Raw genomic sequence first — 13,100 nt, forward strand, 5'->3', positions numbered from 1 at the left:
AGAATCTAGTAGTTTTTTCTCTCCAATTGCTTTCTAGTAACATAAATAGGGAAAATATCACAGGCCTTATGTAGGTGTCGCTATTTTCATAATTATGTTAAGAATGATAAAAAAGCGGTAGTGAGGCCTAAGGAGTCGAGTAGAATGGTCAAAAGCAAGATATTGTTGGCAATTGTTATTGCCTTGATAGTAGGAGGATGTGGCCAAATGGATAGCTCACCAGAAGAAGAAACAGAAAAAACACCAGCAGAAATGGACCCGGCAGATTTGCCGCAAATTGATGCGTTTCAAAATGAGTATTCCCGAGAACTGATGGTGTCGACAGAGCCAGTAGCGGAAGGCTTTTATTTAATGCGTTCAAAAATTGACGCCTTTACAATATGGTTTCCAGAAGAGGCTGTGTTTATGGACAACGCATCTGGTGTGGATGGGGACCATTATGAAAAGCTTAGAATTTCCTATGAAAATAAAAATGAAAATCGAGGATATACAGGGAATTTTCAATACCAGTATGGAGGAAACGCTAAAAAACCTGAACGTATCTTAGATAATTTAAGGTGGAGATGGGAATTTGAAGAAGAATGGAATGAAGTTGAAGAAGAAGAGGGTACGATATTTTACGGAATAAAAAAAATGGCCACAAATGAATATGTTGTAATGGGATATAAAGTCTCTATAAAACAAGCCCCCCAGGTTATAGAATTTGTGTACGATGTTAGCTGCGTAAACAAACAAGCTGATGGATGTGAGATTAATCTAGAAAAGGAAAAAGAATTTGCTCTTGAATGGGTGAAATCCATTCAGTTTTCCGGAACTCGTGGCAACGGAGGCGAGACGGATGACGAATGACGAATTATTAAAAAAAGACGAAGTTTGGCTTCGTATTACTCAGTTGGAATACAAGATGAAAGATGGAATGTCAAAAGAGGAATTTGAAAAAGAAGTGCGGCGAATTTATATAGAGGAAACGGGCGAAGAGCTCCCAGCAGACATGAAAGTGTACACTTCAAATGAAAGTAACGATTTGGAATCAGATTACGATGGAACAGCAATTTATTTTGAGAACGAAGAGAAAAACATCAATCAGCTTTACGTAATATCACAAGGCTCTAATGATCAGGGGGATTGGCTGTATAATGCGATTGGCCTGTTCCAAGGAAAAGACGCATCTCAGGCAATTGATACCGATACTTTTGTTGATGAAGCAAAAAGGGCGTTTAATATAAACGATGAAGAAATGTTGACAGTCGGTCTAGGTCACTCGCTCGCCAATAATAATAATTTAACGGCTCAAGTGTTGAATGAAAGTTTTGACAAGATTTATGGGGTTAATGGCGCGCAAATAAATGCATATCAACTTTACAATATTGATGACCATTTTTATAGAGAAGTCAATCAAAACTTCAATCTACCAAGAACAAACAAAAATGCCATCTACACCCTTCCCCCTCATGAATTCGAACAATTTGCCATCGAGTACATAGAAGAAAAAATCGACACCGGTTCCATTTACCAACTTCGTTCGATTAATGACCCCCTTTATGCGTTGATGGAAAATACGCGAGGATTTGTGACGGTTCCGATCGACGCGAAAGAGGGGATTGTAACGAACAAAAATTATGCAGGGCTGTCGCCGCTTTTTGCCAATTTGCCAGATGAGGAAATCGCTAAGTGGCAAACGATTTTTATGCCGGCCGCTGATGCGTATGTAACTGATGGGGTAGATGGTGCACTTGGAGTGCTAGAAGACATGACGGGTCTCAAACGGACGGTGTTTGATGATGTTAGCGAGTTGCAAGCTGATTTTCAAAAGTTAATGGAATCGGAAACGATTGATTTAGATGAGTACCCTGCCTTTATGCGGGGAGAGATGGCTCGTTCCCATGCGCTTGGGCAAGTAGGGGCGAAAATTCCACAAGCTTTTGATTTGTTAAGCAAGGCATTGACAGAGTTTGACCATATCAAACAATTCCAGCGGAACATAGGGCCGATCATAGAGACAGTTCAAGGCTTAAACGATTCGGCTGAAGAGGTGTTCGGGTATTTGGTTGAGGCTGGCTACATTGATGAGGCTTCGAAAGACAACATTGTCAAAGAATTGAATGGATTGACCGAGTCTTTGGAAATCCTTAATGATTATGAGCATCTTGAAGATGTGTATAAAGAATATCCGCATTTAATGCGAGATGGAGGAAGTGGACTATTAGGAAGTGACTTGGCTTTTTTGTTGCTCTTAATTGAACATGGCGAAAAATTATCTGGCCATTGGCAGGCGTTAGAAAAGGAATTGCAGGAAGTCATGAGTGAAATTGGTCATAGCCACAGTATCCATGAATTGTTGAATGCGCTGAATGCAGAAAACGGAGTCTCGTACTCGAACAATGAAATGATCTTGAGCACTCAGCACGGAGGCGAGGAGATCCGTGTTAATTTAAGTACTACGGTCGAAGCGTATTACAACGGTCTAACGATTGTGGAGCAACAACAAGAACAAGTACAAGCGTTTGTGCGTCTGTATGAGCATGAGGTCGTAGAGGATGTCGAAACCCGAAAAAAGGTGCTTGTCCAAGCGTTTGATGATATGGAAAGCAATCCTAAGGGCTATCAGCACTTGTTAAATAAAAGCCATGCGCCTGTAGGCAGCCGTATGGAGCGAATTGTCGTGCATGACCAAATTGGCGGAATCGCATTACCTGAAGGACCAGTGTGGGAAGCGGCTTTGGTGGAGCAACTGGAAAAGCAACGCACATTTCTTGAAAAGATGCGCGAAGGGATCGAAGAGATTTTTGATGAAGAACATAACGTTGCCGCGATTTTTACACTTTCGGGGTAATTAGGAAGGAGGATGAGTCATGATTCCTGATGATACAGGAGTGGTTGTGATATCACACCAATTTAAAGAACCACCAAGCTATATGTGGAAACGACTTCAGCTTGAACTATCAATAAATCAGCTTTATTTCCTTCAAGCCACTTTAGGCCAATCCCTTCGAGCCAGCTTAGATACGAGCAGCGGCGCGTTTATTGACGCCCTTGAAGAGAAGGAAACAGAATTGACAAGAGATATGACAACACGAATTGAAATGGTTTCTTCTGAAGCAAAACAAGCGACACAATTAGCTGAAAACTATTTGGAAAATATCTCTACTCAGCGAGTATCCCTCCATTATAGGCGCATGCTTACCGATTAAAAGTAGGTCTTTAAAACGCGCTGGTCGTGATCAGGGTGTTTTTGTTTTAAAGCAGTCTTTTTCATGTATGTTGATGATGCGCATTTGTCTAACTTAATGTAATAAAACAAATAATAATACTTAGCATAATTAAATTCTTTATTTATATAATGAATGTCATAGAATAAAAGTATTACTTATTACCGTTCTGAAAAATGGTCGCTGTCATCAACCACGCGCCATATGACCTTTTTTACAATTAGATGAACTCTATTAAATTTTCTTTTATAAAGATCATCTATCAGAGGTCAAATAATAGATTTTTATTGTATGAAAAAAGGAAATCAGTGAATTTATTCAAACAATTAATAAAGAGCCAATTTCAAGTCAAAAGCTACAAAGAGGTTATCTTCATTTAGGAGAACCTTTTTTGAGAGTAATTTCACAATTGGTGCGAACCCTAAGCGAACATAAAAACCATGGGTGACCCGCACCGCTTTTTTGACTTAATATGTAACAATGTGTAATTGGTTTTGCTGAAAATCTTTCTTGAAGGCTAATTTGTGGTAATATTTAGGGGGAGAAAGGTGCTTTTAAGCGTTCTCCCGCTATCGCTCTCTATATGAGTGCGTGGATTGAAATTACTACGATGTCCAACGTTTTAAGGATGCTCAGATCGCACTCTATATGAGTGCGTGGATTGAAATAATCCATACACTGTCTATAACAGTAGTAAGTAAAATCGCACTCTATATGAGTGCGTGGATTGAAATATCATCACTAAGCTGTGGATAGGATTCACGCATCATCGCACTCTATATGAGTGCGTGGATTGAAATTCTTGTCTCAACGTCAAAAAACACTCGCTTTAGCCATCGCACTCTACATGAGTGCGTGGATTGAAATTCTTGTGGATGTATGATTCTGTTTCTTCCGGCATTATCGCACTCTATATGAGTGCGTGGATTGAAATAATGACAGCCCTGAAATCAACTTACTACATGTAATCGCACTCTATATGAGTGCGTGGATTGAAATCAGCATTAGCGCCAGATGCCGTAAGTTGAATAGTATCGCACTCTCTAGAAGTGCGTGAATTCATACTGCAGAAATTAAGGGAATATGTTTAAAAAGGGTGGAAGGTATGTCTACAACTGGCATGAAAGCAAGTATCAATCAAGATACGTTAGTGAATTGTGTGAGTCAGCAGCTTAAGCGCTCTTTAACAAAAGGAGAGCTTGAATGGAACGTACAAGCTTTATCGGGAGAAGTGAATTTTACAACGCAAGGCATTTACCGTGTTTTTGGCTCGGCCCTTAAAAAGATAAAATGGTCGCTTATAATAAAAGTGATTCAAGAAGTAGAGGATAAACGGAACCCGCAGCACCATAATTATTGGAAACGAGAGGCTCTTATCCATCAAACCAGTATCCTTAATCGTTATTCGAATGTCATAAAAAGCCCAACCTGTTATGAGGTCGAGGAAAAAAGTGATGGTACGATTTGGTTTTGGATGGAAGAAGTGAATGGAGTTCATAAGCAGTTCTCGAAGGAAGATTTTGCTGTTATAGCGAAATCAATCGGACACTTTAACGGAACGTACGTAAATGGTCCTGCTCACGACGAGGAATGGATTTGTCGGTCTTGGCTGGCATCTTGGATTAAAAGCAGTCAGAAGTACGCAATGCAAGTGAACGGGCTTGTCGATTCAAATCGGTTGAGTGAACAGGTGAACGATAGGTTACGAGCGTACCTCTCATTAACTTCTAACATGGATAAACAGTTGAATGTATTGAAAGCGCTTCCTAGAGTGCTTGCCCATCAAGACTTGAGTAAAGGAAATATATTTGTTAATCAGGAGCAAGTGACACTGATTGATTGGCAGTTTATGAGTCTTTCAGGAGTAGGAGAAGATTTAGGGAAGTTGTTTGGCGTTATGCTGAGTCAAGAAGCTATTCCTATTCAAGAAGCGGAAGAATACCAAAAGCTTTTGCTTCATTCTTACGTAGATGGATTGGCAGAGACAGGTAATCAACTAAACGAAGCACTTATTCGATATGGCTTTTTTACGTCATTTGCTTTGAGATGTGTATGGGAAGTACCGAAACTTGTTGAACTTCACATAAAACAGCAAAACAACTGTAGCGAATATGAGCGTTTATTGAGCCTAACGAGCTATCAGCTAAAGGTTTATAGAGAGATTATGCGATTTCCTCTAGTCATCTAGTATCACTGGTGGAAATAGGGTGAGAATGCACGATGACTCCCCCTACTTCCTAGTAAAACAATCTGAGGGTTACCAACAATGTCATGAAGGAATAAGGGAAAAATACTTTAATGCATGCTCAATACCGTTTTCTGAAGAAGACTTAGTAATGTAATCGGCAACTTGTTTTATCCCATGAGAACCGTTTTCCATTGCAACTCCAACGGAAACATAAGATAACATTTCTATATCATTGTCCCCATCTCCAAAAGCAATTGCACGAGAACGGTCAAGGTGAAAGTAATGTAACACGCTTTCGATAGCCCGTGCTTTACTAATATCTGTTTCCAACACATTTAAAATGTAAGGATGCCAGCGCTTGAACTGCAGCAATGGGAACGCTGTCTTGTAGAGCTGTTCAATTCGTTCATCTCCAAATAGACAAAGCAAATGGACAGGTAAAAGAGTATCTTTTTGTCGGATTGGTGGATTGGTAGCGAGTGATAGAGTTTCCTGTAAGGCTTGTGTTATTTTCTCATTTTGAAAACCATTCATATGAAACGTGTGACTGTAAAACGATAAGGCGTGCTGGTGTTGCCGTGCGAAGTTTTCAATCGCCTGCACCGTCTTTACATTCATGCATTGACTGTAAATGACGTCGTTTTGATGTGTAACAAGCCCTCCATTTGCAGTGATAAACGTCGTGATACCGAGCTTCTTTAACTCTTCACACATAGATAATGGTCGACCAGTGGCAGCCACGACGCGTGTCCCTTGATTTAGTAATGTGTGAATTGATTTTTTGGAAGACTCAGGTATGCATCCGGTTTGATTGTTCGTGAGCGTCCCATCAACGTCAAAAAAGACGATGTCGTAAGTCATTTAAACCCTCCCAATTTTTTTAATTTAAGAAAACGGTTAACAAAAGGGCTAGCTTTGTCTAGCTCTTTTTGTTCGTGCAAGTAAAGTAGATGGTGGAAAAGTGGTTGAAGTCCATAAAACCGTTTTACTCGTTCAACGATGCCTTGCTTGCATTCATCTGTTTTGTAATAACGTAATACAGAAAGAACCGTATCAAGACCATATGTCCAATAAAGACCAGCAAAATCAAAAGCGGGATCACTTAATTGTGCGTCTGTAAAATCAATGATTCCGACTAACTTTTGTTCGCTTTGGCTATAGATCATGTTAGCCGTTGTAAGGTCTCCGTGAATGGGCACTAATAGCCGAGTGTCTGTTGATAATGTTTCTAAGAAAGTCTCAAATACAACGTCTATCGCACGGATGATGTTGGTTTCGAGCTGTGGAAAGATGATCTGTTGCAAGTGATTATACAGAGTTTTCCAAAACGAATGACTATGAATGGCATGTAAATTAGGCAGTTCATCAACAGTGATATGATGTAAAGCTGTTAAGAAATTCCCTATGTGCTGACAATCCGTTGTTGAAAGTGTGACTTGTTCTTCAATGGTTTTGACTGGAACACCAGCAATAAGAGGATAGGAAAGGCCAACTAAAGTCTCTTCTATAAAGAGTGGAGTCAGTTTTGGAACAGACAAGCTAGGTTGTCTTGCTTGTAAAGCGCGGTTTAACTCTAACTCCCTATGTAGTGCCGTCTCTAAACCTCTTTTTTTAGGAAAACGAAACACAAGAGTGTCATTTACAAACAAGATGGTATGATCCCAACCTGATTGTATATGTTCTAGCTTATAAATTGGTAGGGTAGAATCGCATTGTCTAATGCGTTCCTCCCAGTCTTCTAGAAATCTCTATAGAGCTTTAAATGGCCACCGATCGGTACGCAATGGTTGAAAAGTAAAGTTCTTATTCAGCAAAGAAAGCGGTGGCAAGCTGTTTGAGTTTCATAAAACATCCTTCTTAAACGTAATTTCGACATTTATGCTTTAAATCCTCGTTGAGCAATGGAAAAGAGACAATATAAAACGGTTGACATTGTATATATAGTATATGTACAATAGTTACAAAGATAACAATTGAGAGGTACCTATGAATATTATCTTATCAAATGCGTCACAAGAACCAATCTATGTGCAAATTAAAAATCAAATTAAACAAAGCATATTGAGAGGGGAGTTGATGGAAGGCGACCCGCTACCTTCCATGCGAAAACTAGCTAAAGAATTACAAATTAGTGTCATCACGACAAAGCGCGCATACGAAGAATTAGAGCGAGACGGCTTTATCATTTCGTATGTTGGAAAAGGGTCATTTATAGCAGGACAAAATCAAGATCTCATTCAAGAGAGGCGTTTGCAAATGGTTGAACAAGGCTTGGCGGAAATTGTGAAAGAAAGTAAAAATCTAGATATTTCTCTTCATCAACTTCAAGAATTACTGGTAATGCTATATGAGGAGGAAGAGTAAATGGAAGAAGTCGTCACGTTTCATCATGTTCATAAAACGTATAAAAACTTTTTGTTAAGAGATATCTCTTTCTCCGTTAAAAAAGGGTTTATTACGGGGTTTATTGGACCGAATGGTGCAGGGAAAACAACAACAATTAAACTGATGCTTGATTTAGTGCAACCTGATTCAGGCGAAATCAAGTTGTTTAATCAGACATATCAGTCTAATAGGGAAGAATTAAAGCAACGGGTAGGAGTTGTTTTCTCCGATCACCATCTTTACCAGCACTTGACCATTGAAAAAATGAAGAAAATTGTCTCGAACTTCTACATTAAATGGGATGATGATCGATTTGAACACTACTTAAAAAAGTTCAACTTGCGTTCCAATCAAAAGATTGGTCAATTGTCAAAAGGGATGGGAATGAAGCTTTCGATTGCGATTGCGTTATCCCATCACGCTGATTTGATTGTATTAGATGAACCAACAGCAGCCCTTGATCCAATAAGCCGCAGAGAAATTTTGCAGCTGTTAATGGACATCATTCAAGATGAAGAAAAAGCCGTATTTTTTTCAACGCATATTACGACTGACTTAGAGCAAATTGCCGATTATATCCTGTTTCTCCATAATGGAACGGTCATTTTAAATGATGAAAAAGACGCGATTCTTGATCAGCATGTTATTGTAAGAGGTGCTATCGACTTGCTTGATCCAGATACTCGGAAATTGTTTTTACAAGTGAAAGAGACATCGGTTGGCTTTGAAGCGTTGACCAATCAAGCTAGTCTTGTAAGACGTCTAATGGGAGAAGAAGTGGTGATGGAGAAGGCGTCTTTAGAAGAGATTATGGTGTATACGATCGGTGACATGTCTTAACTATGTATAACCATAGTTGTGAAAACAACGAAGATACAAAGAGACTATTGTTAGAATATTAGGGTAAAAGGAGATTGCAATTGTGAATGCTTTAGTGGAAGTAAATGAACTAAATAAAACATTTAAGCAAGGTGGCTTTGGTTTAGAAAATATTTCGTTTACCATAAAACCAGGCTCTATTGTTGGCTTTATTGGGGAAAATGGTGCAGGTAAATCCACAACCATTGGTTCTATCATTGGTTCCATTCGTAAGGACCATGGTGTTGTTCGTATATTTGGTCAGGAAATGCAAGATGGAAAAGACTTTGTTAAAGAAGATATTGGGGTTGTGTTCGATACTGTTCAACTCCCCGAAGAACTAACCATTGTGAAACTAGAACGTGTGTTTAATGGAATTTATCGCAATTGGAATAAAGAGATGTTTTATTCATATGTAGAGCAATTCTCTTTACCAAGGAAAAAGAAAATACGCTCTTTTTCAAGAGGGATGTCGATGAAAGTATCGGTTGCTGTGGCGCTCTCCCACGATGCAAAGTTGCTTCTTTTAGATGAAGCAACGGCAGGGCTTGATCCCAGTGGACGCGATGATCTTCTGAACGTATTACGTACGTTTGTCAGTGATGGAAAGCGATCCATACTTCTTTCTTCTCATATAACGAGTGATATTGAGAAGATTGCCGATTCGCTTATTTTCATTAAAGGTGGCAGGATTTTATTTGATATTGAGAAAGAATCATTGCTTTCGACTTACCGCATACGATCGTGTACGAAGAAGGAATTTGATTCTTTACCAAAAGCGGAGATTGTCGCGTATCGAGAACAAGAGACGTTTGTTTCCGTTCTTGTTAAAGGGAAAGAGGGCAAGGCGCCATCTATTGATGAAATCACAGTATTGCTAATGCGAGGTGTTCATGTATGAAAGGGTTATTATTAAATCAATATTATAGTGTGCAAAAATCGATATGGGTATATGCGTTGCTTGCATTCGTCATTCCGGTCGTTATCCTTATATTCTTTGAAGGGGGTATGCTCGATCGATTAGCGGCTTTTGTTGCGATTGGTTTTATGGTTTCACCGGCGTTAGAGGTGTTAAAGCATGAAGGGAAGTCAGGTTGGAGTAAATATATGGCTACACTTCCAATAAGTCGCGCCAAAGTTGTTCAAAGTCACTATTTATTCTTTGTTCTATTACTTCTAGTTGGTGTTGGTCTTGCTGGGGCCGCTTATTTCATCGCAACTCAATTATTTAACCAGGTGCCTACTGATTATTTCTTTGTTGGAATCTTGTCGATCATTGGCATTGTGTTAACCTCTGGAGTTATTACGTACCCCTTAACCTACATCCTTGGTGCCGAAAAAAGTGACATGATTTTGCTTTTAGGAATGGGTGGCTCAATTGGTGTTTACTTATTGACTTTTACGGTTTTTTCAATGGTATTTAATAAAGAGGGAACTTATTTTGGATCCGATGCCGATTTATTTTTTGGCTTATTGTTTATTGGCATCACCCTCATCGTGTTTGTCCTTTCCTATATCGTGTCACTCATTCTGTACAAACGAAAAGAATTTTAAAGGAAGCGCATCTAATGCAGATGCGTTTTTTCATGTGAAGTGGGTATACAACGGATAGTAACGCTCAACTTGTATAGGGAGGCGAACAGAGTGAAGGTGCTAGTATTTTGTGAGAAATGCGGAAACCCTAAAAGGTTATCAAATTATGTGTTAAAGGCGTATATTGCAACCGCTCATCATGTTTATTGTGACGTGTGTCAGCACGAAAACGAAGTAACCTCAAACTTAAGACGCTATGCGTTTCAATTAAGGAGAAAACAAGGGTATTAATCATTTTAAAGCCTAAAAGGCTTTTTTTATTTTGCCTATCGTTCATGATAGAGTAAGGGTGAGTGAATAGAAAGGGAGGGGAAATTGGAGTGGGAAAAGTAGTTTTTTCAGAAGCAGAATTCGATTTAGCAGAAGTGGTTTATGAGGATTGGAAAGACATTCATAGTTATGCGTCTCTTCCAATCGTTAGTCAATACCAGCCATGGGAAACGATGAGGGAGAAAGATACGACCGATTATGTGAAAGGAATTGTAGAGGCTGCTCAGCAAGTGCCACGTACCCGTTATGCGTATGCCATTCAAAAAGGTGGTCGAACGATTGGCGTTACAGAATTAAATGTGCGAGATAAAACAAATGGCGAGATTTCGTACATTTTACATCCTGATTACTGGGGACAAGGTTTAGCAACGAAAGCAGCAAAAAAGATGCTTCAATACGGATTTGAAGCACTAGATTTACATCGTATTTATGGAACATGCGATCCGGAAAATCATGCCTCAGCTAAGTTACTACAACGTCTTGGCATGCAACAAGAAGGGAGATTACGTGAAAACCTCTGGTCAAAAGACCATTGGCGGGATTCATTATTGTTTAGCGTGCTCGTGCATGAATGTGGATAACCATCACAGACAATCAGGAATTGATAAGCAAAGAGGTTAATATGTGTATAAAAAATGTAGATAAGTCGGAAAACTGTGGAAAATGAATTCGCTTTCGTGTGGTTATCCACAGATCTTTTGAAAAGTAACAGCCTTACGAGCATTCGGAAGGCTGTTGTGTTCGTTACTATACTTTTGTATGAGCAAGCACATGCTTTTGCGCGTCCAATAACTGACTACGAAGTGAGTCAAGATTATTGAATAACAGCTGACCGTGTCGTTTAACCGCCTTACCAGCAACGAATACAGAATCAACATTGCCTGGATGAGCTGTTTGGACGACAGCACCGATTGGATCCGTAATCGGACTTAAGTTTAGATCACTCGTGTTTAGTAATAGAATATCTGCTTCTTTTCCTACTTCAAGACTACCAATTTTGTCGTCAAGTAAGAGTGCTTTAGCTCCTTCGATCGTTGCACACTCTAGTATTTGGTTGGCAGAAAGATGGAGTTCTGGTCCGGGCATGACGCCTTCATCAAGAAGTTTTTCATTGACTCGCGCTCTCTCTGCTTGTAAGGCAAACTTCATTTGAGCAAACATATCTCCACCTGTAGAAGTAACGACATCAACACCGAGAGTAGGCTTCACACCATTTTCAAGAGCGAGACCTGTAGCCGGGTAGCCGTGGCCCATCATCATTTCGACTTCTGGTGTGACGGATACACTTCCTCCTTTAGCAGCAATTCGTTTCATTGCCTCATCGGTTACTCGATTCATGTGCGTGAAATTCAAGTCTTTTCCAAGAAGATGCTGCTCGTCTAGGCGTTCGATGGAATGGGCTGTACGTCCCCAAGTACCAAACCCTAAATGCATGGTAGCCAAGATTCCCATTTCTCGAGCGGTGTTGATTTCTTTTACCGCTGTATCCCATGCACTAAATTCAGGGCCGCGAATAGCAAGACCTAATGTAAGCAGCTGGTGTGGAGATTGGAAGTAAGCCGATTGAATGGTTTTCGCATCATCGGTATGCGTTAATGTACTATCATTGTTCCAAAATGCCTCGTCTCCAGGTGCACCATATGCAAATACAGCTCGAATCCCAGCATCTTGTAATCCGCGAATGCCTTCTTCAGCGTGTTCAATCGAATTAATCATGGTCCAATCAAGGATGGTTGTCACACCAGCATCTAATGCTTCTAACGCGCCAAACAAATTGCCGATATAATCGTCTTGAGGTCTGCGCTTTGAGCCGATCCCACCGTAATAGAGTTGACCCAAGTAGGTTTGTAAGGACCAATCAGCACCAATATTTCGAATCATAGATTCCCAAGTATGTCGATGACTGTCAACAAAGCCAGGCATCACAATCCTATTACTCGCATCAATGATGTCGGCATCTTCATCGTGTATAGAAGGTTCAATTTTACTTATTTTCGTCCCCTCTATTAAAATATCAGCTTCTATGTAAGAAGTTCGCTTGGTTACTGGTAGGACTGTCCCACCTCTAATAAGTGTCTTTTTCATAATGATCATCCTTTCCCATTTAGTTTCTTTTCCATTTCAATGAGGGTGACTGGATAACCAAAAAAATCGCCGTTACGCTCACCAGTTATCTCAAACCCTTCCTTTGTGTAAAAGTAAACGCTTTTATTGCCTTTATAAACAATCAGACGGCAGTGGTCTGGCTGTTCAAAACGTCTCAGCCCTGTATGAAGCAAGGATCTGCCAATACCTCGACCCTGTTCAGCAGGATCGACATAGAGTGATTCAAGGTAAGCATTGTGCTCAGAATATTTTTCGGGTGAAAAGAACGCATACCCATGAATGCGACCATTTTCCTCGGCAACAAGTGTAATAGAAGACCGAAAACGACGATTCATCTCATGAGAAGAATAGGCATCGCGAATGACTTTTTTCTGGATGTCATCTGGAATTTGCGGTGTATAGGTTGCTTTCCACGTCTTAGCTGCTAGTGCACGGATAGCGTGAAGATCACGTCTTTTCATATCTCGTATGTGCATCACACATTCCTCCCT

General features: G+C 39.9%; 14 protein-coding genes and 1 CRISPR repeat array. Of the genes, 10 read left to right on the forward strand and 4 right to left on the reverse strand.

Annotation, left to right across the window (positions count from 1 at the left end; all coding sequences use genetic code 11):
- The first annotated feature begins 144 nt into the window (after nucleotides 1-144).
- The 4 genes from PQ477_RS11650 (at nucleotide 145) to PQ477_RS11665 (ending at nucleotide 5,397) form a co-directional block, all read left to right on the forward strand.
- Complete coding sequence (locus PQ477_RS11650) at nucleotides 145-849, forward strand: YvcA-related protein (RefSeq protein WP_274271917.1); 705 nt, start codon at nucleotides 145-147, stop codon at nucleotides 847-849.
- On the forward strand, nucleotides 839-2,833 hold the full coding sequence (locus PQ477_RS11655; protein ID WP_274271918.1) for a DUF6792 domain-containing protein: 1,995 nt from the start codon (nucleotides 839-841) through the stop codon (nucleotides 2,831-2,833). Before PQ477_RS11650 ends, PQ477_RS11655 begins: the two co-directional genes overlap by 11 nt.
- 19 nt (nucleotides 2,834-2,852) lie before the next feature.
- Complete coding sequence (locus tag PQ477_RS11660) at nucleotides 2,853-3,191, forward strand: hypothetical protein (RefSeq protein ID WP_274271920.1); 339 nt, start codon at nucleotides 2,853-2,855, stop codon at nucleotides 3,189-3,191.
- A gap of 589 nt (nucleotides 3,192-3,780) precedes the next feature.
- Nucleotides 3,781-4,208: direct repeats of the CRISPR family, unit length 32 nt; unit sequence ATCGCACTCTATATGAGTGCGTGGATTGAAAT.
- A 106-nt stretch (nucleotides 4,209-4,314) separates the two neighbouring features.
- On the forward strand, nucleotides 4,315-5,397 hold the full coding sequence (locus PQ477_RS11665; protein WP_274271922.1) for a phosphotransferase: 1,083 nt from the start codon (nucleotides 4,315-4,317) through the stop codon (nucleotides 5,395-5,397).
- 81 nt (nucleotides 5,398-5,478) lie between these two features.
- On the opposite strand, the gene PQ477_RS11670 is transcribed toward PQ477_RS11665, so the two are convergent.
- On the reverse strand, nucleotides 5,479-6,258 hold the full coding sequence (locus PQ477_RS11670) for a Cof-type HAD-IIB family hydrolase (protein WP_035396543.1): 780 nt from the start codon (nucleotides 6,256-6,258) through the stop codon (nucleotides 5,479-5,481).
- Nucleotides 6,255-7,118, reverse strand: a complete 864-nt coding sequence (locus tag PQ477_RS11675) for an aminoglycoside phosphotransferase family protein (RefSeq protein WP_349775506.1) — start codon at nucleotides 7,116-7,118, stop codon at nucleotides 6,255-6,257. Before PQ477_RS11675 ends, PQ477_RS11670 begins: the two co-directional genes overlap by 4 nt.
- Before the next feature lie 265 nt (nucleotides 7,119-7,383).
- On the opposite strand from PQ477_RS11675, the gene PQ477_RS11680 reads away from it, so the two are divergent.
- From PQ477_RS11680 to PQ477_RS11705, 6 genes are all read left to right on the forward strand, one after another.
- Nucleotides 7,384-7,761: a GntR family transcriptional regulator gene (locus PQ477_RS11680; protein WP_035396541.1), complete on the forward strand. Its 378-nt coding sequence runs from the start codon at nucleotides 7,384-7,386 to the stop codon at nucleotides 7,759-7,761.
- A complete protein-coding gene (locus tag PQ477_RS11685) occupies nucleotides 7,762-8,622 on the forward strand; it encodes an ABC transporter ATP-binding protein (protein WP_035396535.1) in 861 nt (286 codons plus the stop codon). It abuts the gene before it with no gap.
- An 82-nt stretch (nucleotides 8,623-8,704) separates the two neighbouring features.
- Complete coding sequence (locus tag PQ477_RS11690; RefSeq protein ID WP_035396534.1) at nucleotides 8,705-9,541, forward strand: ABC transporter ATP-binding protein; 837 nt, start codon at nucleotides 8,705-8,707, stop codon at nucleotides 9,539-9,541.
- Entirely contained in the window at nucleotides 9,538-10,194 is a 657-nt protein-coding gene (locus tag PQ477_RS11695) for an ABC-2 transporter permease (protein WP_144558143.1), read from the forward strand. The genes PQ477_RS11690 and PQ477_RS11695 overlap by 4 nt, the downstream gene beginning before the upstream one ends.
- 90 nt (nucleotides 10,195-10,284) lie before the next feature.
- Nucleotides 10,285-10,464 (forward strand): hypothetical protein, encoded by a 180-nt coding sequence (locus PQ477_RS11700; protein WP_144558145.1) that lies wholly within the window; start codon nucleotides 10,285-10,287, stop codon nucleotides 10,462-10,464.
- 89 nt (nucleotides 10,465-10,553) lie between these two features.
- On the forward strand, nucleotides 10,554-11,084 hold the full coding sequence (locus PQ477_RS11705; protein WP_274271927.1) for a GNAT family N-acetyltransferase: 531 nt from the start codon (nucleotides 10,554-10,556) through the stop codon (nucleotides 11,082-11,084).
- 166 nt (nucleotides 11,085-11,250) lie between these two features.
- Here PQ477_RS11705 and PQ477_RS11710 read toward each other — a convergent pair whose 3' ends face one another.
- Both PQ477_RS11710 and PQ477_RS11715 read right to left on the reverse strand, forming a co-directional pair.
- On the reverse strand, nucleotides 11,251-12,588 hold the full coding sequence (locus PQ477_RS11710) for an amidohydrolase family protein (protein ID WP_274271928.1): 1,338 nt from the start codon (nucleotides 12,586-12,588) through the stop codon (nucleotides 11,251-11,253).
- Between the two features lie 5 nt (nucleotides 12,589-12,593).
- Nucleotides 12,594-13,085, reverse strand: a complete 492-nt coding sequence (locus PQ477_RS11715; RefSeq protein WP_052008300.1) for a GNAT family N-acetyltransferase — start codon at nucleotides 13,083-13,085, stop codon at nucleotides 12,594-12,596.
- Between the last annotated feature and the right edge of the window lie 15 nt (nucleotides 13,086-13,100).

Origin of the sequence: Shouchella hunanensis, from assembly GCF_028735875.1 — a bacterium.
GTDB lineage: Bacteria > Bacillota > Bacilli > Bacillales > Bacillaceae_D > Shouchella > Shouchella hunanensis.

What these genes read in the sequence shown, in the direction of transcription:
- PQ477_RS11670 (WP_035396543.1), bottom strand. Translation starts at nt 6,258, where the DNA reads ATGACTTACGACATCGTCTTTTTTGACGTTGATGGGACGCTCACGAAC.
- PQ477_RS11665 (WP_274271922.1), top strand. Translation starts at nt 4,315, where the DNA reads ATGTCTACAACTGGCATGAAAGCAAGTATCAATCAAGATACGTTAGTG.
- PQ477_RS11655 (WP_274271918.1), top strand. Translation starts at nt 839, where the DNA reads ATGACGAATGACGAATTATTAAAAAAAGACGAAGTTTGGCTTCGTATT.
- PQ477_RS11685 (WP_035396535.1), top strand. Translation starts at nt 7,762, where the DNA reads ATGGAAGAAGTCGTCACGTTTCATCATGTTCATAAAACGTATAAAAAC.
- PQ477_RS11650 (WP_274271917.1), top strand. Translation starts at nt 145, where the DNA reads ATGGTCAAAAGCAAGATATTGTTGGCAATTGTTATTGCCTTGATAGTA.
- PQ477_RS11660 (WP_274271920.1), top strand. Translation starts at nt 2,853, where the DNA reads ATGATTCCTGATGATACAGGAGTGGTTGTGATATCACACCAATTTAAA.
- PQ477_RS11680 (WP_035396541.1), top strand. Translation starts at nt 7,384, where the DNA reads ATGAATATTATCTTATCAAATGCGTCACAAGAACCAATCTATGTGCAA.
- PQ477_RS11710 (WP_274271928.1), bottom strand. Translation starts at nt 12,588, where the DNA reads ATGAAAAAGACACTTATTAGAGGTGGGACAGTCCTACCAGTAACCAAG.
- PQ477_RS11715 (WP_052008300.1), bottom strand. Translation starts at nt 13,085, where the DNA reads ATGCACATACGAGATATGAAAAGACGTGATCTTCACGCTATCCGTGCA.
- PQ477_RS11695 (WP_144558143.1), top strand. Translation starts at nt 9,538, where the DNA reads ATGAAAGGGTTATTATTAAATCAATATTATAGTGTGCAAAAATCGATA.